Genomic DNA, 21863 nt, shown 5'->3' on the forward strand with positions numbered 1-21863 from the left:
CCGCGCGGTGTCAAGCTTGTCGCGGATTTCAGAGAGTTAGACTGGTGGCAATACGCCGAAGCCCGGCCCGTGTCGGCGGATCGGGCGCTACCAGACCAGCCGCTCGATCACCGCGTCCGGATGCACCGCCTGCCGGCCGAGCCATTCCGCCACGTCGCCCAGCCGGTGATGCGCGGCCGTGACGCCGAGTTCCTCCGCGTGGATGCCGCGGGCCACCAGCAGGCTGGCGATGCCGAAGCCGCGGGCGCCGGCGATGTCGGTGCGGATCGCGTCGCCGATCGCCAGGACCCGCGCCGGATCCACCGGGGCCCCGGTGAGCGCGGCCCCCTTGGCGAGCGCCGCCTCGTAGACCGGGCGGTGCGGCTTGCCGGCGTAGACCACGGGGCCGCCGATCTCCGCGTAGGCCGCCGCGAGCAGGCCCGCGCAGGGGATCAGGCGGTTGCCGCTCTCCACGACGAGGTCGGGATTGGCGCAGATCATCGTCAGCCCGCGGGCCGCCAGGCGCTCCAGCTCCGGCCGGTAATCGTCGGGGGTCTCGCTGCGGTCGTCGAACAGGCCGGTGCAGACGACGAGGTCGGCCTCCGGCTCCGGGACGAGGCTGAGGTCGAGCCCCTGGAAGATGCCGAGGTCGCGCTCCGGCCCGAGATGCCGGATCCGGGCACCCGGGCGCGCGGCGATCAGGTCGTGGGTGAGGTCGCCCGATGTCAGGATCGCGTCGTAGGCCTCCCGCGGCACGCCGAACCGGTCGAGGATGCGGCCGACGCCGTCGCCGGGCCGGGGCGCGTTCGAGACGAGGACGACCCGGCGCGGCCGCGCGCCCGGGAGGCCGCGGAACCGGATCAGCGCCTCGCCGGCGGCCGTGTGGGCCTTCTGGCCGTCGTGCAGCACGCCCCAGACGTCGCAGAGGATCAGGTCGTACCGGTCGGCGACCTCGGCGAGGCCCTGGAGGGTCGGGATCGGCGCGGGGGTGGTGCTCATGGGAGGTCCTGGATGCAAAAGGTCCGGGACCTTTTGTGGGAGCAGGGCAGCGCCCTGCGATACAGCAGGGCCGCGCCCTGACAACCCGCCGGGGCGCGCGGCCCTCCGGAAACCCCTTACGGGCGCCCCGCCGGTCCCAGCCGGTGCTCGGCGAAGAAGTCGAGCATCGCCCGGGACGCGTCGGGCCCCTCGGGATCCGTGTAGCTGCCGTCGGGGCGGCCCCCGGACCAGGCGTGGCCGGCGCCGCGCACCCGCCAATCCTCGACCACGACCCGGCCCGCCTCGTCCCGGTAGCGGGTGCGGGTGAAGGGGTGGCCGCGGCCCTCGAAGGTCTCCGACCGCGGCGTCAGCCCGGCGACCTTGGCCTGGGCCAGCACCTGGTCGGCGTTGCGCACGCTCACCGTGCCGTCGTCCTCGCCGTGGACGATGATCGTCGGGACGCGGGTGGCGGGCGCGGGGGTGCCGAAGGCCGTCGGGGCGCCGAGGCCCGGGGCGCCGACCTGCATGGCCATCAGCGCCGAGCCGAGATCCCGGGCGCAGCCGGCCGCGAGGCCCGAATGCACGCCGACGGCGGCGTAGAGATCCGGGTAGGCGCGGGCGATGTTGAGGGCGGCGGCGCCCCCCGCCGACAGGCCGGCGATGTAGACCCGGGCCGGGTCGATCGGGTGCTCCGCCATGATCGCGCGGGTGAGGCCCGCGATGATCGCCGGCTCGCCCGCGCCGCGGCCCTGGTCCCGGGGCTCGTACCAGTTCCAGCAGCGCTGGGCGTGGGCCTGGCGGCTCTGGGCCGGGTAGGCCACGAACACGCCGGCGCGCTCCGCGAGGGTGTTCATGCCGGTGCCGGCGGCGAAATCGTCCGGATTCTGCGTGCAGCCGTGCAGCATCACGATCAGCGGTGCCGCCCGGTCGGGGTGGCTCGGGATGAACAGCTTGTACTCGCGGGTGCCGGCGGGCTCGGCATGGGTCAGGGACACGAAGCGGCCCCCGGTCCCGCCCGCCCGGTCGGCGGGCGGCGGGGCCGGCGGCCGGAGCGGGTTGCCCAGGCCCTTCAGCACCGGCGCGAGCCCGCGCACGACCTGCCCCACCACCTCGCGCATCCGCGTGCCGGACTCCGCCGCGGGACTGCGCGTCTCGGCGGCCGGCGCGTCGCGGCGCGCGGGAGGCTGCGGCGCGGCCGACGGATCGGTGGGTGCGGGCCTCTGGCCCCCGAGGCTGCGCTGGATGAGGGCGGTCGCCTCCTCGAGCCGGCCGAGGCCGGTCAGGCGGGTGGCCTCGATCATGTCGGCGAAGGGTGACGGGCCGGTCCTGTCGTCGCGCTGTCCGTCGCGACTGCCGAAATCCTCGGTCATGCGTGCGCGCCTCACTGCCTCAGCATCTCTCGTCACGGCCGGGTCCAGCTCGCCTGCGCCGCCCCACGGGCGTCGCACGGGCACCGCGCCGATCGGCCTTCGCCGACCCGCGAGATGGTACGCCGACGGTGTTTTGTGCATTGCAATAAACGCCCCTGTGCAATGCGGCAACAGCCGGCACAGCGCAGCAGGCGTGCGGATCGGAGAGCGGGTCAGACCGGCGGATCAGGCCGGATCGTCCACCCCGATATACTCGGCCCAGATCGCGGCGGGACCGAGGCTCGCGCGGAAGCTGTCGTGGCGGACGCGCTCCGCGTCGGTCAGGCGGCTCCGATAGGGACGGGGCGCCGCCGGGGCCGCCGCCAGGGCGGCCGATCCGGCCACCGGCGCGGCCGTCTCGGCTTCCAAGAGCCCGAGGCTGGTCTGCTTGCCGCCGAGCAGCTCGACGTAGACCTCGGCGAGGATCTGCGCGTCGAGGAGCGCCCCGTGCTTGGTGCGCCGGGTGTTGTCGATGCCGTAGCGGTTGCAGAGGGCGTCGAGGTTGTTGGCCGCGCCCGGATGCTTGCGCCGGGCCATCGGCAGGGTGTCGACCACGTCCTCCAGCTGGATCGGCGGCGGGGCGTTCGCGCCGAGCCGGGCGTACTCCATGTTGAGGAAGCCGACGTCGAACGGCGCGTTGTGGATGACGAGCCGCCCGTCGGCCAGGAAGGCCAGCAAGTCGCCGACGATCTCGGCGAAGAGCGGCTTGTCGGACAGGAACGCGTCGGACAGGCCGTGGACGTTGAACGCACCCTCGGAGACCGGCCGCTGCGGGTTGCAGTAGCGGTGGAAGGTCCGGCCGGTGGGGATGTGGTTGAGGAGCTCCACCGCGCCGATCTCGATCAGCCGGTCGCCTCCCCTCGCCTCCGTGCCGGTGGTCTCGGTGTCGAGGACGATCTCGCGCAGCATGGGTCTCGCGACTCGCAGGGAAAGGGGGCGGACCCTAGCCGGATACGGCGGAGGGGTTAAGCTCCCGTGCCCCTCACCGGGACGTGTTGCGGTAGACGCAGACGGGTCCCCGGTCCTCGTAGCCGCCCGGGCAGGCGGTGACGCAGGCGCCGGCCGCGAACTTCTTCGGCGGCGGGCAGCTGGCGGCGTACTGGGCCTGCGCGGGCCCGGCCGCCAGCAGCGCGAGAAGGGTTGCGGCCCGGATGCCGCCCGACCGAATGCGATCAATCCCGCCCCAGCGCCGCGCCATCACGTCCATCCTGCCGTCCGTATTCCCCCCGGAACACAACCGCAGATATTCAATCCTCCGGGCGTTTCATCCGTCGCCGCGGTGCGGCGGCGCACGATGCGGCGGCGCACGGTGCGCCGTCAGTCGCTCGACGATCCGCGCGACCGCGGCCTCGGCGGCGGCGAAACCCCGGCCCGTGTCGATGACGAAATCCGCCCGGGCGCGCTTCTCGGCGTCGGGCATCTGCTTGGCCAGGATCGCCGCGAAGGCCGCCTCGGTCATGCCGGGACGGGCGAGCACCCGGTCGCGCTGGATCTCGGGCGGGGCGCTCACCACCGCGACCGCGTCGCAGCGGCCCTCGCCGCCGGTCTCGTAGAGGAGCGGGACGTCGAGGACGACCAGCGGCGCCGCCGCGTGCCGCGCCAGGAAGTCCGTGCTGGCCGCCCGGACCAGGGGATGGACGAGAGCTTCCAGCGCCGCCATCCGGTCGGGCGCGTCGAGCACCGCGGCGCGCAGCCGCGCCCGGTCGACGCCGCCGTCGCCGCCGAGCACGCCGGGAAAGGCCGCGCCGATCGCCGCGGCGGCCGCGCCGCCCGGCCCGTAGAGGGCGTGGACGGCGGCGTCGGCGTCGTGGACCGGGACGCCGCGCTCCGCGAACATCCGGGCCGTGGCCGACTTGCCCATGCCGATCGAGCCGGTGAGCCCGAGGATGACGGGTCCGGATCCGGCCTTCGGGATCATCCGGCGAGGTCCGCCACGATCCGGTCGCGCAGCTCCGCAGTGACGGCGGGGCGGGCGCCGAACCACGCCTCGAAGCCCGGCACCGCCTGGTGCAGCAGCATGCCGAGCCCGTCCACGGCGGCGAGCCCCCGCCGCCGCGCCGCCGCCAGGAGCTCCGTCTCCAGGGGCGCGTAGACGATGTCGGCCACGGCCGCGTCCGCCGGCAGGGGCGACAGGTCGACGACGAGGGGCGGCTGGCCCTTCATGCCCAGGGACGTGGTGTTGACGAGGAGGCCGGTCCCGGGAAGCGCCGCCGGCAGGTCGTCCCAGGCGAGCGCCGCGCCGACGCCCGGCGCGAGGGCCGCCACCGCCTCGGCCCGGGCCGCGGTGCGGTTGGCGACCCAGACGCGCCGCAGGCCGCGCTCGGCGAGCCCGACCACGATCGCCCGCGCCGCACCGCCGGCACCGAGCACCAGGGCGGTGCCGCCCGCCCGTTCCGGCCAGGCCGCGCCCAGGCTGTGGTCGAGATGGGCGCAGAAGCCCGGCGCGTCGGTGTTGTCGCCGCGGATCCGCCCGTCCGGCCCGACCACCAGGGTGTTGACCGCTCCGATGGTTTTCGCCCGCGGCGTGAGCGTGTCCGCCAGCGCGAAGGCCGCCTCCTTGTGGGGGATGGTGACGTTGCCGCCCCGGTAGCCGGACGCGGGCAGGGCGCGGATGAAGTCCGGAAAGGCCTCCGGGGCCACGTCGAGCCGCTCGTAGGAGCCCGGGATCCCGTGCACGGCGAGCCAGTGGCCGTGGATCAGCGGCGAGCGCGAGTGGGCGATCGGGTGGCCGACCACGAAGGCGCGGGGGATCGCGACGCTCACGCCGCGCAGTCCTGCGCGAGGCGGCAGGCCGGGCCGCCGGCCTCCTCGACCTGGAGGGTGGCGTGGCCGATGCCGAACCGGGCGCGCAGGCCCTCGGCGGTCTCGGTGAGGAAGCCGTTGCCGGGCAGGCGGCGTGCCTGATGGCCCTCTGCCATCACGAGATGGACCGTCAGGGCGACGCTGGTGGTGCTCATCGGCCAGATGTGCAGGTCGTGGAGGCCGGCGACACCCGGCCGTTCGAGGAGGAAGCCGGTCACCGCGTCCGGCGAGATCTCCGGCGGCACCGCGTCGAGGGACATGGCCACGCTGTCGCGCAGCAGGCCCCAGGTCGCCCAGACGACCAGGGCCGCGATGACGAGGCTGACCGCCGGGTCGAGCCAGGCGAGGCCGGTGAGCTGGATCACGAGGCCCGCCACCACGACCCCGGCCGAGACGGCGGCGTCGGCCACCATGTGGAGGAACGCCCCGCGGACGTTGATGTCGCCCTTGGCGCCGCTGGCGAAGAGCCACGCGGTGAGGCCGTTGACCAGGATCCCGACCGCGGCCACCACCATCACGGTCGTGCCCGCGACGGGCTCCGGGTGGACCAGCCGGACCAGCGCCTCCCAGATCACCGCCCCCATGGCGATGAGCAGGAACACGGCGTTGAACAGGGCGGCCAGGATCGAGGAGCCGCGGTAGCCGTAGGTGAAGCGCGCGCTGGCGCGGCGGCGCACCAGGATCGCGGCGATCCAGGCGGCCGCGAGGCCCAGCACGTCCGACAGGTTGTGGCCGGCATCGGCCACCAGCGACATGGAATTGCTGAGATAGCCGTAGGCCGCCTCGATCACCACGAAGGCGGTGTTGAGCACGATGCCGATGGCGAAGGCCGTGCCGAAATCCTTCGGCGCGTGCGCGTGGCCGCCGTGGCCGCCATGGGCGTGGCCACCATGGGCGTGGCTTCCGTGCGCGTGGCCGCTGAGAGAATGGCCGCTGAGAGAATGGCCGGCCTGCGCGTGGCCGCCATCGGAATGATCGTGCCCGGCCAAGACGGTGCTCCCTCAGAAATCCAGGTAGCCGGCGGCGCGGAGCCGCGCGAGGAGCGGCAGGAGCGGCAGGCCCAGCACGGTGCTGTGGTCCCCGGCGACCGACTCGAACAGGTGGATCCCCGGCCCCTCGAGCTGGTAGCCGCCGACGCTCGACCGCACCCGCGCCTCGCCGGCGCAGTCCACATAGGCCGCGATCGCCCGGTCATCGAGGGGGCGCAGGGTCAGCCGCGCCGTCTCCACGAAGGCGTCCCGCACCGCCCCGGCCAGGACGACGGCTGAGTGCAGGGCGTGGGTGCGGCCGGACAGAAGGGCGAGCTGGGCCCGGGCGGCCCGGGCATCGGCCGGCTTGTGGAACACGGTGCCGACGAGGTCGAGCACCTGATCGGCGCCGAGGACGATCCGCCCGGGATGGCGCGCCGCCACCGACTCGGCCTTGGCGCGGGCGAGCGCCAGCGCGAGGTCGGGCGGGGACAGGCCGGCGCTCGCCGCCTCCAGGGCGCGCTCGTCGACGTCCGGGGCGGCGGTCTCGACCGGCAGGGCGGCGCTCTCCAGCAGGAGGCGCCGGGTCGGGCTGGTCGAGGCGAGGAGGAGCGGTTGCGGACCGGTCCAGGGCGAGCGGGGCATCGCGCCAGTGTCACGGATCCGGTGGTGCGCGCAAGCCGCGGGCCGGGCTGCGACGAGCCCCGCCGCCGGGATGGACCGGCCGGCGGGGCTGTCGCGGCGCCGATACGCAACCTGGCGCCCAGACAGGACCTTGGCAGAGGCCGGTTAGGGGAAGGTCAACGGCCCGATCAGGCCGGAATCGCGTTTCGTGCCGCCGCGGGACAGGCGTCGCGGCGTCCCGCGCGGCGGACGCGACCCCCGTCCCATCCGCTCCTCGATCCTGAGGGACCGGAGCGCAGCGACGTGACCCAGGCCAGCGCGCGGCTTGCCACCGTGGCGCTGCCTGGATCGCTTCGTTCGACTCGCAAGGACGGCGGTGATGCCCGCGGCCGGGGCCGGCCTCAGGTGTTCATCGAGTCGAAGAAGTCGCCGTTGCTCTTGGTCTGGCGCAGCTTGTCGAGCAGGAACTCGATCGCGTCGGTGACGCCCATCGGGTTGAGGATGCGGCGCAGCACGTAGGTCTTCTTGAGCGAGTCCGGCGGGACCAGCAGCTCCTCCTTGCGGGTGCCCGAGCGGGTGATGTCGATCGCCGGGAAGATGCGCTTGTCGGAGACCTTGCGGTCCAGGATGATCTCGGAGTTGCCGGTGCCCTTGAACTCCTCGAAGATCACCTCGTCCATGCGCGAGCCGGTGTCGATGAGCGCGGTGGCGATGATCGAGAGCGAGCCGCCCTCCTCGATGTTGCGGGCGGCACCGAAGAAGCGCTTGGGCCGCTGCAGGGCGTTGGCGTCGACACCGCCGGTCAGCACCTTGCCGGAGGACGGCACCACCGTGTTGTAGGCGCGGCCGAGGCGGGTGATCGAGTCGAGCAGGATGACGACGTCGCGCCCGTGCTCCACGAGGCGCTTGGCCTTCTCGATCACCATCTCGGCGACCTGCACGTGGCGGGTGGCCGGCTCGTCGAAGGTCGAGGCGATGACCTCGCCCTTCACCGAGCGCTGCATGTCGGTGACCTCCTCGGGCCGCTCGTCGATGAGCAGCACGATCAGGTAGCACTCGGGGTGGTTCAGGGTGATCGACTGCGCGATGTTCTGCATCAGCACGGTCTTACCCGTGCGCGGCGGCGCCACGATCAGGGCGCGCTGGCCCTTGCCGATCGGCGCCACGATGTCGATGATCCGCGGCGAGAAATCCTTCTTGGTCGGGTTGTCCAGCTCGAGCTTGAACCGCTTCGTCGGGAAGAGCGGCGTCAGGTTGTCGAAGTGGACCTTGTGCTTGATCTTTTCGGGGTTCTCGAAGTTGATCGTGTTGACCTTGAGGAGCGCGAAGTAGCGCTCGCCGTCCTTGGGGCCGCGGATCGGGCCCTCGACGGTGTCGCCGGTCCGTAGGCCGAAGCGGCGGATCTGGGTCGGCGAGATGTAGATGTCGTCCGGGCCGGGCAGGTAGTTCGAGTCGGAGGAGCGCAGGAAGCCGAAGCCGTCCTGCAGCACCTCGACGGTGCCCGAGCCGATGATCTCGACCTCCTTGGCAGCGAGCTGCTTCAGGATGGCGAACATCAGCTCCTGCTTGCGCATGGTCGAGGCGTTCTCGACTTCGACCTCCTCGGCGAAGGCCGTCAGGTCGGTCGGCGTCTTCGACTTGAGGTCCTGGAGCTTGACCTCGCGGACGCCCTCGAGGGCGGCCGGCATGGTCGGCACGTCGGCCGGCTCCGCGGTCTCGATATCGTCGGCGAGGGCGTCGGGATTTGGCGTCATGGGGGTATCTTGCAACCGACGGAGTAGGTGGGAGGGCCGGTTCAGTGCCAGGTGCCCGGGGGATGGGCGCCGGAGAGCGGGCCGCGCTGCGGCGAGGGGCCCGAGGTCAGGTTGGCGAAACCGATGAGGCAGGACCCTCGCGGCTCACGGGCGCGCTGCGGCGCAGACCTTGTGATGAGGGCCCCACACAGATAACGCCTTTTTCGCCCGCACTCAAGGGCCCGGGGTGGTGGACGGGGATCCCGACGGCGCGGTGACGGACCGGACGACCGGCCGGACGACCGGCGAGGCCTCGCCGGAGCGCTGTGCCGGCGCTACACGGGAAGCGCTGAGCCGAGCTCGAGCCGTGTTTCGGAACCGGGCCGACGCGCGGCCGTTCCCTGTCCCGGTGCTGCGGCGCAGCAGACCGCCGAATCGAGAGTTCCCCTGACCGCCATGCGCGATGACGCCACCGGACGCACCCTCACCACGCACGAGCCGCGCCGGATCCCCTGGCTCGACATCGTCTTCGGCTTCGGCCCGATGCTGCCGATCGCCGTCGGCACCGCCGTGGCGTGGTGGCTGAACGGCAAGCCCCTCGACTACCTCGTGGCGCTGTTCACCCTGCTCTACGCGGCCTCGATCCTGCTGTTCCTGGCCGGCGTGCGCCGCGGCGTCAGCTTCCGGACCGAGGGCGGCCCGCAGGTGTCGCAGATCGTCACCATGCTGGTCCTCTACGGCCTCGGGCTGGGAAGCCTGTTCGCGGCGGTGATGGGCAAGGCGGTGCCGGCGCTGGCGATGCTGATCCTCGGCTACGCCGCCATCGGGATCCTCGACCCGATCGCCGCGCGCGCCGGCGAGGTGCCGCTGGCGCATGCCCGCCTGCGCCCGCTGCAGATGCCGATCGCCGTGGTGAGTCTCGCGGCCCTGCTCTGGCTCAAGCTGACGGCCCCGTACTGAGTTTTCTGCCGAGCGAACCGCGCCCTGTTCCGGTGCACGGAGGCGCGCAGCGTCCGTCCGACACGGTCCCCACTTCAACGCTTCGGCTGATGCGTCTCACCCGTCATCACGAGCGCAGCGAGGTGACCCAGGGCCGCGCGAGCTCGACAAGCGTGGCGCGGCCGTGGATCGCTTCGCTCCGCTCGCGAGGACGACGGCGCCGTCTTGCGCCGGATGGTCGGGTGTCGAGAGAGCCCGCAAACCGAATTCCCCTTTCGCGCGGCATGCTCTAGAGCCCGGCCCCAGGATCTCCGCCCGCCGGAGACGACTCAGATCCGATGCCGGACCCGGGCTCCGGGTCCGCGGGAAGCGAACGCGCGCACATGTCCAAGGCCGAAACGCCCAAGCCCGACAGCCCGAAGGCCGAGAAGGCCGACACCCTGAAGCCACGCCTGCCGCGCGGCTTCGTCGACCGCCGCGCCGGCGAGATCGCCGCGCAGGGCCGGATGCTGGAGACGATCCGCAGGAGCTTCGAGCTCTACGGGTTCGAGGCCCTGGAGACGCCCTTCGTCGAGTACACCGAGGCTCTGGGCAAGTTCCTGCCCGACCTCGACCGTCCCAACGCCGGCGTGTTCTCGTTCCAGGACGACGACGAGGCGTGGCTGTCGCTCCGCTACGACCTGACGGCGCCGCTGGCCCGGTTCGTGGCCGAGCACTACGACGCCCTGCCGAAGCCCTATCGCAGCTACCGGGCCGGCTACGTGTTCCGCAACGAGAAGCCGGGGCCGGGCCGCTTCCGCCAGTTCATGCAGTTCGACGCCGACATCGTCGGCGCCGGCAGCGTCGCGGCCGATGCCGAGACCTGCATGCTGATGGCCGACACGCTGAACCGCCTCGGGCTCGGCGGCCAGTACGTGGTCAAGGTCAACAATCGGAAGGTGCTCGACGGCGTCATGGAGGCGATCGGGCTCGCCGGTCCCGACAAGGCCGGCCAGCGCCTCACGGTCCTGCGGGCGATCGACAAGCTCGACCGGCTCGGCGTCGACGGGGTGCGCGACCTGCTCGGCGCCGGCCGCAAGGACGAGAGCGGCGACTTCACGAAGGGCGCGGGCCTCGACGCGACGGCGATCGGCCGGATTCTCGCCTACGTGTCGTTCCAGGCCGATGCCGGCGACGGCGCCGACAAGGTGGCGTTCTGGGAGAAATTCTTCGCCGGCTGGCACGAGGCGGTCGGCGATTCCGAGACCGGCCGGGAGGGCATCGCCGAGCTGCACGCGATCATGCGCCTCTGCGCCGCCGCCGGCTACGGCCACGACGTGATCCGGGCCGATCCGAGCGTGGTGCGCGGCCTCGAGTACTACACCGGCCCGGTCTACGAGGCCGAGCTGACGTTCCCGGTCACCAACGAGGACGGCCAGACCGTGCGCTTCGGCTCGGTGGCGGGCGGCGGGCGCTACGACGGCCTCGTCGGGCGGTTCCGGGCCGAGCCGGTGCCGGCGACCGGCTTCTCGATCGGCGTCTCGCGGCTGTTCTCGGCCCTGCAGCTCGTGGGCAGCCCGCTGCTCGCCGGCGCCGAGGCGCCCGGGCCGGTGGTGGTGCTGGTCCTCGACCGGGAGAACATGGCCGATTACCAGCGGCTCGTCGCGCTCCTGCGCGCCGACGGCATCCGGGCCGAGCTCTACCTCGGCGCCGCCGGCATGAAGGCGCAGATGAAGTACGCCGACCGCCGCCGCGCCCCGGTGGCCATCATCCAGGGCTCGAACGAGCGCCTGGCCGGCGAGGTCCAGATCAAGGACCTGATCGCGGGCGCCCAGGCGGCCGAGTCCATCGCCAGCAACGCCGAGTGGAAGGCCGCGCGGCCCGCGCAGGTCTCGTGCCCCGAGGCCGACCTGGTGGCGCAGGTCCGCTCCGTGCTGGCCCGGCATTTTCCGTCAACGGAGATCTGAGACACTCGCGCATCGAACCGCACATCGAACGCAGGGGCTCCGGCGGCGTTGTCGTCGGTCGGTGCCGCGGAGATGTCGGGATGCGCGCGAAGATCCTCGTCCTGTCCCTCGGCCTGCTCTGCGCCGGGGCGGGACCCGTCTGGGCCGCCCGACCGGTCCTCGGCCGGCTGCCCAGCGCCGTCGCGCAGGCCACGCCCGGGACCGGAAGCGCGCCGATCCTCAGCGCCGGGATCGCGGGGGCGCCGGCCCTGACCGTGCTCGCCCGCCGCAAGCCCGCCCGGCGACCGCGCGGGGCGCGCCTCGGCAGCCTCCGGCCGCTCTGAGCCGGTCAGGTCCTTGATTCCGTAGCGGATACCGGGTCCCGGCCGGGACCTGCCCGGGACTGCGCAGTCCTGCGCGGCGCGCCGGCCCGGTGCCGGCGCGCCGCGTGTCGCCAAGTCCGGTCGCGGTTGCTACAGAGCGCCCGCGAGGTGGATTGCGATGACACGACCGGAGGCGGGCGAGACGGGGGCGGGGGACGCGGCGCGCGCGCGGCTCTCCGCACATCTGGCGGCGGCGGGCTACCGGCCGGTGACGCCGCCGGTGCTGCAGCCGCTGGAGCCGTTCCTCGAACTGTCGGGCGAGGATATCCGCCGGCGGATCTTCGTCACCCAGGACGCGGGCGGGGCCGAGCTGTGCCTGCGGCCGGAATTCACCATCCCGGTCTGCCGCCTGCACCGGGCCGAGGCCGACGGCCGGGCGGCCGATTACAGCTATTGCGGCCCGGTCTTCCGGCTCGCCGCCGACGAGCCCGACGAGTTCTTCCAGGCCGGCATCGAGTCGATCGGGCGCACCGACACGCCGGCGGCCGACGCCGAGGTGCTGGGCCTCGCCCTGGAGGGCCTCGCCCTGTTCGGCCGGACCGACCCGGCGGTGCGGCTCGGCGACATGGGCCTGACCGTGGCGCTCCTCGACGGCCTCGCGGTTCCGCCCGCGGCCAAGCGCCGGACGCTCCGGGCGCTCGCGGCCGGGCGTACGCTCGATGCCGTGACCAACGGCGCCGAGGGCACCCGTCCCGAGGATCCCCACGCGGGCCTGCTGGCGGCGATCCAGGGCCAGGATCCGCGCGGGGTGCGCGCCTTCGTGGAGGACGTGCTGGCCATCGCGGGGATCTCGGCTGTGGGCGGGCGCAGCGCCGGCGAGATCGCCGAGCGCTTCCTCGCCAAGGCCTCCGCGCAGGCCCATGGCGGGGCCGGGCTCAACGCCGAGAACCGCGCGCTCCTCGACCGCTACCGGGCGATCGCCGGCCATCCGGACGCCGCCGCCCGCGACCTGCGGGCGCTGGTCGCCGACGCGGGCATCCGGCACGACGCCCTCGCGGCCGCCCTCGACCTGTTCGAGGAGCGCACCGGCTTCATCGCGGCCCGCGGCCTGCCGATCGAGCGCTTCCGCTTCCAGGGCGGCTTCGCCCGCAACCTCGACTACTACACCGGCTTCATCTTCGAGGTGACCGAGGGCGAGGGCCCGACCCTGGTCGGCGGCGGCCGCTACGACGGCCTGCTCGGCCATCTCGGAAGCCCGGCGCCGCTGCCCGCGGTCGGCTGCACCTTCTGGATCGAGCGCGTCGCGGGAGCCGGCCGATGAGTGCTCCGGACGCGACCGCCATGCCGCTGATCCTCGCCGTCCCGTCCAAGGGCCGCCTGCAGGAGAATGCCAGCGCGTTCTTCGGCCGGGCCGGGCTGAAGCTCGCTCAAGGAGCGGGCGCCCGCGACTACCGGGGCAAGCTGCTCGGCGTGCCCGACGTCGAGGTGCGCTACCTGTCGGCCTCCGAGATCGCCGCGCAGCTCGCCTCGGGCGCCGCCCATCTCGGCGTCACCGGCGAGGACCTGATCCGCGAGACCCTGCCGGACGTGCGCGGCCAGGTCGAGCTGCTGACGCCGCTCGGCTTCGGCAACGCCACCGTGGTGGTGGCCGTGCCCCAGGCCTGGATCGACGTGCGCGACATGTCCGACCTCGACGAGGTCGCGGCCGGGATGCGGACCCGTCACGGCCGCCGCCTGCGGGTCGCCACCAAGTACGTGAACCTGACCCGCCGGTTCTTCGCCGAGAAGGGCGTCGCCGATTACCGGATCGTCGAGAGCCTGGGCGCCACCGAGGGGGCGCCGGCCGCGGGCTCGGCCGAGATCGTGGTCGACATCACCACCACGGGGGCGACGCTCTCGGCCAACGCCCTGAAGGTGCTGGACGACGGCATCATCCTGCGCTCGGAGGCCAATCTCGTCGCCTCGCTGAAGGCGCCCTGGGGCGAGGGCCAGCGGGCCGCGCTCCGCACGGTGCTCGGCCGCATCGCCGCCGAGGAGCGCGCCCGGACCACCCGGGAGGTGCGCGCCGCCCTGCCGGAGAGCGGCACCATCGACCTCGCCACGATCGCGGGCCTGCACGAGGCCGAGCTGCCCTACGGCGCGCCGAAGGGTCCGGAGGGCGAGATCGTCCTGCGCTGCCGGGAGGCCGCGGTGTTCGACCTCGCCGGCGCCCTGGTCGAGGCCGGCGCGCGGGCCGTCACGGTGCGGCGGGTCGACTACGCCTTCGCGGCCGAGAACCCGCTGGCGGAGCGGCTCCTGGCGCGGCTCTGAGACCGCCGCGCGATGGAGCTGAAATGGCTCGAGGACTTCCTGAGCCTCGCGCGCACCGGCAGCTTCTCGCGCTCGGCGGTCGAGCGCCACGTCACCCAGCCGGCCTTCGGCCGCCGCATCCGGGCGCTCGAGGGCTGGCTCGGCGTCGCGCTGGTCGACCGCAGCACCTACCCGACCGCCCTGACGCCGGAGGGCCGGCTGTTCCTGGAGACCGCCGAGGAGACCGTGCGGCGGCTCCACGGCAGCCGCGACGCGCTCCGGGACCGGATCCGTCCGCCGCCGCGGACCGTGTCGATGGCGGCGCTCCACACCCTGGCGCTGACCGTCTTCCCGCGCTGGTTCCGGGACGTCGAGGCCCGCACCGGGCCCCTCGGCAGCCGGCTGCTGCCCGACGATTTCCACGCCTGCGTGCAGGCGCTGGCCGAGGGCGGCTACGATCTGCTGCTGACCTACCACCATCCCCTGGTGCCGATCCCCCTCGACCCGGCGGCCTTCCCGCACCTCGCCATCGGCCGGGACAGCCTCGTGCCGGTGCATCGGCCGGGACCGGCCGCGGACCGGCCCGGGCTCGGCTATCCCCGGGACTCGTTCCTGGGCCGGGTCGCGGCGCTGGCCGGTGACGGGGCGGCCGTCGCCCACGTCAACGAGAACGCCATGGCGGAGGCCCTGAAGTTCATGGTCCTCGCGGGCCACGGCCGCGCCTGGCTGCCCGAGAGCCTCGTCGCCCGCGAGCTCGCCGAGGGCAGCCTCGTGGCCGCCGGGCCGGGCACGGCGCTGGAGATCCGGCTGTACCGCCGGGCCGGGCGCGGCGGCGCGGTCGAGGCGGTCTGGGCCGCGGCCGCCGCCCTGGCAGCGGAGCCCTAGGCACCGCCGCCCGCGCCCGGTGCCGGATCGGCATGGCCGGTGCCGACACGGCATTGGATTCCCGCCCCGCCGCGGCCCATCACGGCGCCGCGACGGTCGGAGGCGGCGATGCTCGGTGTACTCGGCGGGATGGGCCCGATGGCCACGGTGGACTTCCTGGCCAAGCTCGTGCGGGCGACGCCCGCGGGGCGCGACCAGGACCACATCCCGACCCTGGTCTGCTCGGCCGTCGACATTCCCGACCGTGCCGACGCGATCCTGGGCGCCGGTCCGGACCCGCTGCCGGCGATGCGCGCCGCCCTGGCGCGGCTCGAGGCCGGCGGCGCCACCCGGATCGCGATCCCCTGCAACACCGCCCATCACTGGCACGCGGCGCTGCAGGCCGGGACCGGCCTCCCGATCCTCCACATCGTCGACGCCGTGGCCGAGACCCTGGCGCGGACCGGGATCGGGGCCGGCGGCCGGATCGGCCTGCTCGCCACCGACGGCACCCTGCGGGCCGGGCTCTACCGGGAGCAGCTGGCACGGCGCGGGGTCGCGTGCCGCGCGCCCGGTCCGGAGGGTCAGGCCACGGTGGCGGCGGCGATCCGCCTGGTGAAGGCGCACCGCGCGGCCGAGGCGCGGCCGCTCCTGGAGGCACAGGTCCGGGCGCTGGCGGAGGCCGGCTGCGACCGGGTGGTGATGGCCTGCACGGAGATCCCGCTCGCGCTCGCCGGGCGCGACCCGTCGGGCCTGCTGGTGGACGCCACAGAGGCGCTGGCGCGCGCCTGCGTGGCGGCGTGCCGACCGGATGACCGGCCGGAATGCGCCGCGCAGGCGACGCTGCCGCGCGCGGCCTGATCGCGGGCGAGAGCCGCCGGCGCCCGCGCGGGCGCCCTCACGGGCCCTGCTTGGCGAATTCCGCCAGGACCCCGCGCAGCACCTTGAGCCGCGCATCGTAGGCGGCGCTCAGGCAGCCGACGTCGCCGCCGCAGGCCTGACGCTCCTTCAGCCACGCCTCCTGGTCGTCGCGCAGCTTGGCCTGGCCGCCCATCGGCAGCACGCTCTTCAGGATCTCGAACCGGGTCGCCATCTCGACGTCCCGGTCGTTGAGGGGGAGACGCGCGCAGATCGCCTTCTCGTCGGGGGCCTCGGCCCTGTCGCACGGGAAGCTCGCCGCCCGGGCGGGGGCCGCGGTCATCGCGCCGGCGACCGGGGCGGCGAGGACGGCCAGCGCGAGGGCGCGGATGAGGGGTTTCGACATGGCCTCCCAACGGGCCGGCGGCGGAAAGGCTCCGGCCGCCGGGGCAGACAGTCGGACCGCGCAGCCCGGGATCACAGGATCGCGGTATCGCGGGATCAGAGGCCAGGCTTGACGATCGCCAGGATGACGATGCCGATCATCAGCAGCGTCGGCACCTCGTTGAGCACCCGGTAGAACTTGTGCCCGCGGGTGTTCCGGTCGGCGGCGAAATCCTTGACCATCCGGGCGAGCCACCCGTGGATGCCCGACATCGCCAGCACCAGCACGAACTTCGCCTGCAGCCAATGATCCATGTAGGCTTGGCTCATCCAGGCGAGCGTGAGCCCGAACGCCCAGGTGGCGATCATCGCCGGGTTCATGATCGCCTTGAGCAGGCGGCGCTCCATCACCTTGAAGGTCGCGGCCTGTGCCTCCGAGCCCGGCGGCAGGCTCGCGTGGTAGACGAACAGCCGGGGCAGGTAGAGCATCCCGGCCATCCAGGCGATCAGGCTGATGACGTGGAGGGCCTTGATCCAGTCGTACAGCACGGGTCCGGCCTCAGCCCTGGCCGCGCAGCCGCGCGAGCATCCGCTCGACATGGGCCACCGGCGTCTGCGGCGTGATGCCGTGGCCGAGGTTGAAGATGTGCGGCAGGCCGGCGGTCGCCTCGAGCACCGTGTCCACGGCGGCGTCGAGGGCCGCGCCGCCCGCGATCAGCGTGTCGGGATGCAGGTTGCCCTGCGTGACCGTCGTGGCCGGCACCGTCTGCCGCAGGGCCTTCAGGTCCACGCCCCAGTCGACGCCGACGGCGTCGGCGCCGGTCTCCGGCACCACCCGGGCATGGCCGTCGAGGCCCGAGCCGCGGGCGAACACGATGATCTTCGCCCCCGGCACCCGGGCGCGGACGCCCGCCACCATCCGGGCGATCGGCCGCAGCGACCAGCGGGTGAGAGCATCGGCGGCAGACGCGCCCGGCACAGCGCTCTCGGCGACGTCGCCGACGGGCTCGACCGTGCCGCCGGAGGCCGGAACGGCGAGCGGCAGGGTGCCGGCGTGGGACTCGAAGATCTGCACCGCGTCGGCGCCGGCCTCGAGCTGGCGCACGAGGTACTCGGTCTGCACGGCGACGAGGCGGTCGATCAGGGTGTCGACCAGGGCGGTGTCGCCCTCGGCCAGGGCCCGCGCGGGGGCGAGGTCCGGCGTGCCGCGGCCGCCGATCATGTAGCTCGCCACCGTCCAGGGCGCGCCGCAGAAGCCGAGCAGCGTGGTCTCGCCCGGCAGCTCCGCCCGCAGCCGCGTCACCGTCTCGAAGACCGGCGCGAGGTGGGTCATCACCGCCGGGTCGCCGGCCTCGCGCAGCCGCGCGAACGCGTCCCGACCGTCGAGCGGGTCGAGGCGCGGGCCCTCGCCCTCCACGAAGCGCACGTCCTGGCCGAGCGCGTGGGGGACGACGAGGATGTCGGAGAACAGGATCGCCGCGTCGAAGCCGAAGCGCCGGATCGGCTGGAGCGTCACCTCGACGGCGAAGTCCGGGCTGTAACAGAGGTCGAGGAACGAGCCGGCCTCGGCCCGGGTCGCCCGGTATTCCGGCAGGTAGCGCCCGGCCTGGCGCATCATCCAGGCCGGGGGCGGCCCGATCGCCTCGCCCTCGAGGACCCGCAGCACCTTGCGCTCGGACGTCGTCCCCGACGCCGTCCGCCCGGGCTCGCGCTCCGTCCCCGTCATGGTCGCTCCCATCCCGTATCCCTCACCCCGCATGCCCTTCGGCGGGCGTCCTGTCGAGTCGAGGCGCGCCGATCCCCACACAGGCCCCTTCGAAAAGATAAGAGAGAATCTTGGAGTCTGTTTTTTCTCTTGGGGGGCCGAATCTCGGGGGCACAAAAGCGTCCACAGGCGGTCCCCGCCGTCGCGCCGTTAACGGGGCTTTAAAGGATTTCCTCCAACTTGCGAGAACCGGATGGTCCGACAGCGCCTTGGCAACGCCGAGTCGTGTACGGGCGCCGGATCCGCGACCGATTCGTCCAGAGAGCCGGATTCGGCGCGTCCCGATCATCTGCCTGTGAACGGCGGAGTCGATAGCCCGCACCGGGATCGACCTGGACCGGCCCGGCGGGGCATCCTATCCACACTCATCGACTCCCCTGGCGGCCGGCGGTGGACAACGTGGGCGCCGCGCGAGACGACCGCAAAGTCGGCTGCAAGGTCGACCGCAGAGGCGATCGGAATGGGCCGCAGCTACTTCCACCTCCACCTCGTCTCCGACTCCACCGGCGAGACGCTGATCAATGTCGGGCGCGCGGCGGCCGCCCAGTACGAGGGCGTGTCGGCGATCGAGCACGTCTACCCGCTGGTGCGCTCGGCCGCGCAGCTCGACCGGGTGATCTCGGAGATCCGGGCCGCGCCGGGCCTCGTCCTCTACACGCTGGTGGGGGGCGACCTCGGCGAGCGGCTGGAGGAGGTCGCTCGGGAGACCGGCTCGCCCTGCCTGTCGGTGCTGCGGCCGGTCCACGACCTGCTGCGCGCCTATCTGGGCGCCGAGACCACGGCGCGGCCCGGCGCCCAGCACATGCTGAACGCCGAGTACTTCAAGCGCATCGACGCGATGAACTTCACGCTGGCCCACGACGACGGCAACCTGCCGGACGACCTGGAGGAGGCCGACGTGATCCTGCTCGGCGTCAGCCGGACGTCGAAGACGCCGACCTCGATCTACCTCGCCAATCGCGGCCTCAAGACCACCAACCTGCCGCTGGTGCCGGGCATGCCGCTGCCGCCGGCGATCGAGCGGGCGCGCAAGCCCCTCGTGGTCGGCCTGTTCGCCTCGCCGGAGCGCATCGTGCAGATCCGGCAGAACCGGCTGTCGAGCCTCAACGCCGACGAATCGTCCCTCTACGTCGACCGCTCGGCGGTGGCGGACGAGATCACGATGTCCCGCCGGCTGTTCACCAAGAACCGCTGGCCGACGATCGACGTCACCCGCCGCTCCATCGAGGAGACGGCGGCCGCGATCGTCGACCTCTACCGCGACCACCGGCTCAAGTTCATCGCCGATTGAGACGGGGCCTCCGACGGGCTCGGATCTTCGGCGGGGTCCGGGCCGGGCCGGCGGATGCCGACGGATGCCGACGGACCGCGGGTCGGGCCGCGGAGCCGCGGACTTCAGCGCGCGGAGGCGAAGTGGCTGCGCTGCTCGATCTGGGCGGCGTAGAAGTCCTCGACGACCTCGCGCACCACCTCGGCCAGCTCGTCGCCCCGGTGCTCGTCGAGCTGGATGTCGCTGCCGACCGTCCGGCCGATGGAGCAGCTCGCCGCCCCCGGCACGAGGCGCTCGTTGTAGCGCTGGTTCAGGCCCGAGACCGAGATGTAGTTGCTGCCGCCGAGTTCCGGACCGTACTTGATCTTGATCTTCTGCTCGGACTCGGTGCCGCGCAGCTGCGCGCACAGGCTGATGAAGTTGTCCTGATCGATCTTCGCCTCGAGGCCGCTGATGCTGCCGTGCACGTTGTCCTCCTCGTTGAGGACCTCGGCCATCAGGTTCAGCACGCCCATGACAGGCTGGAGCGCCCGGGAGCCGTCCTCGAGCAGCTTCCGCCGGAAGTCGTTGCTGCGCTCGTCGGCCGCCTGCAGCCGCGCGCGAAACCTGTCCTTGACCTCGTTGGCGCGTGCCATCGCGCTCCTCCCTGGTGGTTCATCCGATGCTTTGCCGACCGGATAACCGAAGCCTACGGGGCCAATTCAGATGACGCAAGATAGTGCAAAATATTGATGCCTGCTCAGAACGTGAGCCGTTGCACAGGAATAATACTTGCTCATGAACTGTGCAACGGCGGGTCAGGGAGGCGCGCTTACTTCAGGAGCTGCAGCAGGCTGCGCCCGGCCGGGGACTTGAGCTCTTTGGCGTCCAGGGTGCCGTCGTTGTCGGGATCGGCCGCCTTGAAGCGCTGCTCGACCAGGGCGAGGTATTCCTTGCGGTCGAGGGTGCCGTCGGAATCGGTATCCGCGGCCTTCAGGTCCTTCTTGCTGAGCCGGCCCTTCAGTTCCTTGGCGTCGACGGTGCCGTCCTTATCCTTCTCGGCGGTGTCGAAGACCTTGCCGGCGGCGGCCTGGGCCTCGGCCAAGTCGATCGTGCCGTCGTGGTCGGTGTCGACCATCTTCAGCGTGCGCTCGGTGCCGGAGGACCGGGCGAGGGCCGCCGACGGCAGCGCGGCCGGCAGGATCAAGCCGGCGACGAGGGCGGTGACGAGGACGACGGTCGCGGTGCGGGCGGATCTACGCGGGGTCGCGGGCATGGGGATCTCCGGTGGCAGTCGGTGCCGGCAGCCCAAATCACGATCCCGGCGGGCGTTCCCGCGCGCGCCTTCACGAGATGCGGAGCCGCGCCGCGCTCAGCCGACCGGGCCGTCGAGCGGTGCGAGCCGGTCGGGCGCCGCGGCCGAGGCTTCGCCCGGCTCGGCGCGCGACAGGGTCCGGGCCAGGGCCCGGAGATCCGGGACGGGGGTGTCCGCCGCGCCGAAGACCGCCCGGTCGAGGGCCGCGAGGGCGGCCGCGAGGTCGGGCCGCGCCCGCCAGGTCCGGGCGAGGTCGGGGGCTTCCCGCAGGGCCGCGTCGAGGGCCGCGCGAAATCCGACCGGGTCGCCGGCCCGGGCCGTCGCGCGCAGGGAGCGCCGCGCCGCGCCGGAGAGGCGCAGGCGCGGCCGTCCGAGGCCGAAGCCGATCAGCGCGAGGCCCAGCCCGAAGGCGGCGAGCGCCGCGGCGGCGACCACGAGGGGCGAGGGGATCGCGGGGGGCGCCCGGTCGGTCTCGCGGTCGGGCAGGCCGCCGCCGATCTGCCGGGCCGGGATCTCGGTCTCGCGCATCGTGCGGGTGTTGGTGTCGAACCACGGGATCGCGATGGCGTCGAGGGGGATGATCTCCGGGACGCCGGGCTTCACGTCCCACTGGTAGGTGGCCCGCGCCACGGGGCCCGAGGGCGTCAGCAGGGTCTCGCGGGTGACCGGCCCCGCGAAGGTGATGATGCCGCGGGTGCGCATGACCGGCCGGGGCGGCAGGCCCTCGGCGACCATGCCCTGGGCCTCGAGGGTGACGATCCGGCGGGTGGTCTCGCCGACCTTGATGGTCTCGGGGTCCGGGCTCCAGGAATCGGTGATCGCCACGTCCTTGGCGGGCAGCCACCAGGGCTCCTTGGCGTCGGGGCCGCCGGTGGACTCGGTCCACGGCGCGACCGGGAAGGGGATCGGCTTCGAGCGGACCTCGACCACCCGCCGCTCGCCGACATCGTTGACGGTGAGCTTGTGGACGAACGGCTCGATGGTGAACTGCCCGGCATGGTGCGGGAAGACCGCCACGGTGCGGTCGAACGCGATGGCGCTCTGACCGTCGGGGAGCTTGGTCCGGCTCCAGTGGTCGCGGCCGAGCTGCGTCCAGGAGAAGTTGGCGAGGGAGGGCTGCACCACCTCCTCGAGCAGGATCGGCTGCTTGTAGACCCCGTGGATCTTCAGCAGCACCATCTCGCGGGGGAAGGGGGCGCTGTTGCCGTTGAGCTCCGCGGTCACCATCAGGGTGAGGTCGCCCGGCTCGACCTCGGCCCGGGCCGGGAGGGGGATGAGGGCTAGAGCTGCCAACACGATGCAGACTCTCCCTCCTCCGTGGGCGACGCCGGTGGCAGAGCGCGATCTGCCCCCTCTCCCGTGCGGGAGAGGGTTGGGGTGCGGGACGAAACGTCTCGGGATCGAGCGCGCCCTCGACGCGTCGGCAGGTCGCGCCGCTTCCGGCGCGTTCTCGTCCCTC

Annotated in this window: 23 protein-coding genes; 8 read left to right on the forward strand and 15 right to left on the reverse strand. The window is 73.2% G+C overall.

Translation table 11 applies throughout. The features are described 5' to 3' along the window. Positions 1 to 87: 87 nt before the first annotated feature. From LOK46_RS23045 to rho, 9 genes are all read right to left on the reverse strand, one after another. On the reverse strand, positions 88 to 978 hold the full coding sequence (locus LOK46_RS23045; RefSeq protein WP_273560717.1) for a TIGR01459 family HAD-type hydrolase: 891 nt from the start codon (positions 976 to 978) through the stop codon (positions 88 to 90). A gap of 116 nt (positions 979 to 1094) precedes the next feature. Beyond that, positions 1095 to 2327 (reverse strand): extracellular catalytic domain type 1 short-chain-length polyhydroxyalkanoate depolymerase, encoded by a 1233-nt coding sequence (locus LOK46_RS23050; RefSeq protein ID WP_273560718.1) that lies wholly within the window; start codon positions 2325 to 2327, stop codon positions 1095 to 1097. Between the two features lie 225 nt (positions 2328 to 2552). Further along, on the reverse strand, positions 2553 to 3275 hold the full coding sequence (gene dnaQ / locus LOK46_RS23055) for a DNA polymerase III subunit epsilon (RefSeq protein WP_273560719.1): 723 nt from the start codon (positions 3273 to 3275) through the stop codon (positions 2553 to 2555). Between the two features lie 73 nt (positions 3276 to 3348). Then, entirely contained in the window at positions 3349 to 3564 is a 216-nt protein-coding gene (locus LOK46_RS23060; protein WP_132368595.1) for a hypothetical protein, read from the reverse strand. A gap of 66 nt (positions 3565 to 3630) precedes the next feature. Beyond that, positions 3631 to 4284 (reverse strand): dephospho-CoA kinase, encoded by a 654-nt coding sequence (gene coaE, locus LOK46_RS23065; RefSeq protein WP_273560720.1) that lies wholly within the window; start codon positions 4282 to 4284, stop codon positions 3631 to 3633. Beyond that, positions 4281 to 5129 carry a shikimate dehydrogenase gene (locus tag LOK46_RS23070; protein WP_273560721.1) on the reverse strand — a complete coding sequence of 283 codons (849 nt, stop codon included), beginning with the start codon at positions 5127 to 5129 and terminating at the stop codon, positions 4281 to 4283. The genes coaE and LOK46_RS23070 overlap by 4 nt, the downstream gene beginning before the upstream one ends. Next, positions 5126 to 6157, reverse strand: a complete 1032-nt coding sequence (locus LOK46_RS23075) for a cation diffusion facilitator family transporter (protein ID WP_273560722.1) — start codon at positions 6155 to 6157, stop codon at positions 5126 to 5128. The genes LOK46_RS23070 and LOK46_RS23075 overlap by 4 nt, the downstream gene beginning before the upstream one ends. Before the next feature lie 12 nt (positions 6158 to 6169). Continuing rightward, on the reverse strand, positions 6170 to 6781 hold the full coding sequence (locus LOK46_RS23080; RefSeq protein ID WP_273560723.1) for a Maf family protein: 612 nt from the start codon (positions 6779 to 6781) through the stop codon (positions 6170 to 6172). Between the two features lie 380 nt (positions 6782 to 7161). Beyond that, on the reverse strand, positions 7162 to 8514 hold the full coding sequence (gene rho, locus LOK46_RS23085; protein WP_443192837.1) for a transcription termination factor Rho: 1353 nt from the start codon (positions 8512 to 8514) through the stop codon (positions 7162 to 7164). Positions 8515 to 8949: 435 nt separating this feature from the next. Here rho and LOK46_RS23090 point away from each other — a divergent pair, with 435 nt between their 5' ends. The 7 genes from LOK46_RS23090 to LOK46_RS23120 all read left to right on the forward strand — a co-directional run bounded on the left by LOK46_RS23090 (position 8950) and on the right by LOK46_RS23120 (position 15694). Further along, the gene (locus LOK46_RS23090) at positions 8950 to 9453 is read left to right on the forward strand and encodes a DUF3429 domain-containing protein (protein WP_273560724.1); all 504 of its coding nucleotides are present in this window, start codon (positions 8950 to 8952) and stop codon (positions 9451 to 9453) included. A gap of 362 nt (positions 9454 to 9815) precedes the next feature. Next, a complete protein-coding gene (hisS, locus tag LOK46_RS23095; RefSeq protein WP_273560725.1) occupies positions 9816 to 11378 on the forward strand; it encodes a histidine--tRNA ligase in 1563 nt (520 codons plus the stop codon). 80 nt (positions 11379 to 11458) lie between these two features. Beyond that, entirely contained in the window at positions 11459 to 11701 is a 243-nt protein-coding gene (locus LOK46_RS23100; protein WP_273560726.1) for a hypothetical protein, read from the forward strand. Between the two features lie 157 nt (positions 11702 to 11858). Next, complete coding sequence (locus LOK46_RS23105) at positions 11859 to 13001, forward strand: ATP phosphoribosyltransferase regulatory subunit (protein ID WP_273560727.1); 1143 nt, start codon at positions 11859 to 11861, stop codon at positions 12999 to 13001. Further along, complete coding sequence (gene hisG, locus LOK46_RS23110) at positions 12998 to 13990, forward strand: ATP phosphoribosyltransferase (protein ID WP_273560728.1); 993 nt, start codon at positions 12998 to 13000, stop codon at positions 13988 to 13990. The genes LOK46_RS23105 and hisG overlap by 4 nt, the downstream gene beginning before the upstream one ends. Positions 13991 to 14002: 12 nt before the next feature. After that, positions 14003 to 14854, forward strand: coding sequence for a LysR family transcriptional regulator (locus LOK46_RS23115; protein ID WP_273560729.1), 852 nt, complete (start codon positions 14003 to 14005; stop codon positions 14852 to 14854). Positions 14855 to 14962: 108 nt separating this feature from the next. After that, positions 14963 to 15694 carry an aspartate/glutamate racemase family protein gene (locus LOK46_RS23120; protein WP_273560730.1) on the forward strand — a complete coding sequence of 244 codons (732 nt, stop codon included), beginning with the start codon at positions 14963 to 14965 and terminating at the stop codon, positions 15692 to 15694. Between the two features lie 37 nt (positions 15695 to 15731). Here the strand turns inward: LOK46_RS23120 and LOK46_RS23125 are convergent, their stop codons facing one another. The 3 genes from LOK46_RS23125 to LOK46_RS23135 all read right to left on the reverse strand — a co-directional run bounded on the left by LOK46_RS23125 (position 15732) and on the right by LOK46_RS23135 (position 17801). Then, entirely contained in the window at positions 15732 to 16097 is a 366-nt protein-coding gene (locus LOK46_RS23125) for a lysozyme inhibitor LprI family protein (protein WP_273560731.1), read from the reverse strand. Positions 16098 to 16192: 95 nt separating this feature from the next. Next, positions 16193 to 16624 carry a protoporphyrinogen oxidase HemJ gene (hemJ, locus tag LOK46_RS23130; protein ID WP_273560732.1) on the reverse strand — a complete coding sequence of 144 codons (432 nt, stop codon included), beginning with the start codon at positions 16622 to 16624 and terminating at the stop codon, positions 16193 to 16195. Between the two features lie 10 nt (positions 16625 to 16634). Further along, complete coding sequence (locus LOK46_RS23135; RefSeq protein ID WP_443192838.1) at positions 16635 to 17801, reverse strand: uroporphyrinogen decarboxylase; 1167 nt, start codon at positions 17799 to 17801, stop codon at positions 16635 to 16637. Between the two features lie 499 nt (positions 17802 to 18300). Here LOK46_RS23135 and LOK46_RS23140 point away from each other — a divergent pair, with 499 nt between their 5' ends. After that, positions 18301 to 19131, forward strand: coding sequence for a pyruvate, water dikinase regulatory protein (locus LOK46_RS23140; RefSeq protein ID WP_012321220.1), 831 nt, complete (start codon positions 18301 to 18303; stop codon positions 19129 to 19131). A 104-nt stretch (positions 19132 to 19235) separates the two neighbouring features. Here LOK46_RS23140 and LOK46_RS23145 read toward each other — a convergent pair whose 3' ends face one another. The 3 genes from LOK46_RS23145 to LOK46_RS23155 form a co-directional block, all read right to left on the reverse strand. Then, positions 19236 to 19745 carry a hypothetical protein gene (locus LOK46_RS23145; RefSeq protein WP_273560734.1) on the reverse strand — a complete coding sequence of 170 codons (510 nt, stop codon included), beginning with the start codon at positions 19743 to 19745 and terminating at the stop codon, positions 19236 to 19238. Between the two features lie 176 nt (positions 19746 to 19921). Further along, positions 19922 to 20365, reverse strand: a complete 444-nt coding sequence (locus tag LOK46_RS23150; RefSeq protein WP_273560735.1) for an EF-hand domain-containing protein — start codon at positions 20363 to 20365, stop codon at positions 19922 to 19924. Between the two features lie 96 nt (positions 20366 to 20461). Further along, the gene (locus LOK46_RS23155; RefSeq protein ID WP_273560736.1) at positions 20462 to 21700 is read right to left on the reverse strand and encodes a hypothetical protein; all 1239 of its coding nucleotides are present in this window, start codon (positions 21698 to 21700) and stop codon (positions 20462 to 20464) included. Positions 21701 to 21863 lie beyond the last annotated feature (163 nt).

It is taken from the genome of Methylobacterium sp. NMS14P, from assembly GCF_028583545.1.
Taxonomy (GTDB): domain Bacteria; phylum Pseudomonadota; class Alphaproteobacteria; order Rhizobiales; family Beijerinckiaceae; genus Methylobacterium.

Coding starts and splice junctions, on each gene's coding strand:
- LOK46_RS23045 (WP_273560717.1), bottom strand. CDS start 978: ATGAGCACCACCCCCGCGCCGATCCCGACCCTCCAGGGCCTCGCCGAG.
- LOK46_RS23050 (WP_273560718.1), bottom strand. CDS start 2,327: ATGACCGAGGATTTCGGCAGTCGCGACGGACAGCGCGACGACAGGACC.
- dnaQ (WP_273560719.1), bottom strand. CDS start 3,275: ATGCTGCGCGAGATCGTCCTCGACACCGAGACCACCGGCACGGAGGCG.
- LOK46_RS23060 (WP_132368595.1), bottom strand. CDS start 3,564: ATGGCGCGGCGCTGGGGCGGGATTGATCGCATTCGGTCGGGCGGCATC.
- coaE (WP_273560720.1), bottom strand. CDS start 4,284: ATGATCCCGAAGGCCGGATCCGGACCCGTCATCCTCGGGCTCACCGGC.
- LOK46_RS23080 (WP_273560723.1), bottom strand. CDS start 6,781: ATGCCCCGCTCGCCCTGGACCGGTCCGCAACCGCTCCTCCTCGCCTCG.
- rho (WP_443192837.1), bottom strand. CDS start 8,514: ATGACGCCAAATCCCGACGCCCTCGCCGACGATATCGAGACCGCGGAG.
- LOK46_RS23090 (WP_273560724.1), top strand. CDS start 8,950: ATGCGCGATGACGCCACCGGACGCACCCTCACCACGCACGAGCCGCGC.
- hisS (WP_273560725.1), top strand. CDS start 9,816: ATGTCCAAGGCCGAAACGCCCAAGCCCGACAGCCCGAAGGCCGAGAAG.
- LOK46_RS23100 (WP_273560726.1), top strand. CDS start 11,459: ATGCGCGCGAAGATCCTCGTCCTGTCCCTCGGCCTGCTCTGCGCCGGG.
- LOK46_RS23105 (WP_273560727.1), top strand. CDS start 11,859: ATGACACGACCGGAGGCGGGCGAGACGGGGGCGGGGGACGCGGCGCGC.
- hisG (WP_273560728.1), top strand. CDS start 12,998: ATGAGTGCTCCGGACGCGACCGCCATGCCGCTGATCCTCGCCGTCCCG.
- LOK46_RS23115 (WP_273560729.1), top strand. CDS start 14,003: ATGGAGCTGAAATGGCTCGAGGACTTCCTGAGCCTCGCGCGCACCGGC.
- LOK46_RS23120 (WP_273560730.1), top strand. CDS start 14,963: ATGCTCGGTGTACTCGGCGGGATGGGCCCGATGGCCACGGTGGACTTC.
- LOK46_RS23125 (WP_273560731.1), bottom strand. CDS start 16,097: ATGTCGAAACCCCTCATCCGCGCCCTCGCGCTGGCCGTCCTCGCCGCC.
- LOK46_RS23135 (WP_443192838.1), bottom strand. CDS start 17,801: ATGACGGGGACGGAGCGCGAGCCCGGGCGGACGGCGTCGGGGACGACG.
- LOK46_RS23140 (WP_012321220.1), top strand. CDS start 18,301: ATGGGCCGCAGCTACTTCCACCTCCACCTCGTCTCCGACTCCACCGGC.
- LOK46_RS23145 (WP_273560734.1), bottom strand. CDS start 19,745: ATGGCACGCGCCAACGAGGTCAAGGACAGGTTTCGCGCGCGGCTGCAG.
- LOK46_RS23150 (WP_273560735.1), bottom strand. CDS start 20,365: ATGCCCGCGACCCCGCGTAGATCCGCCCGCACCGCGACCGTCGTCCTC.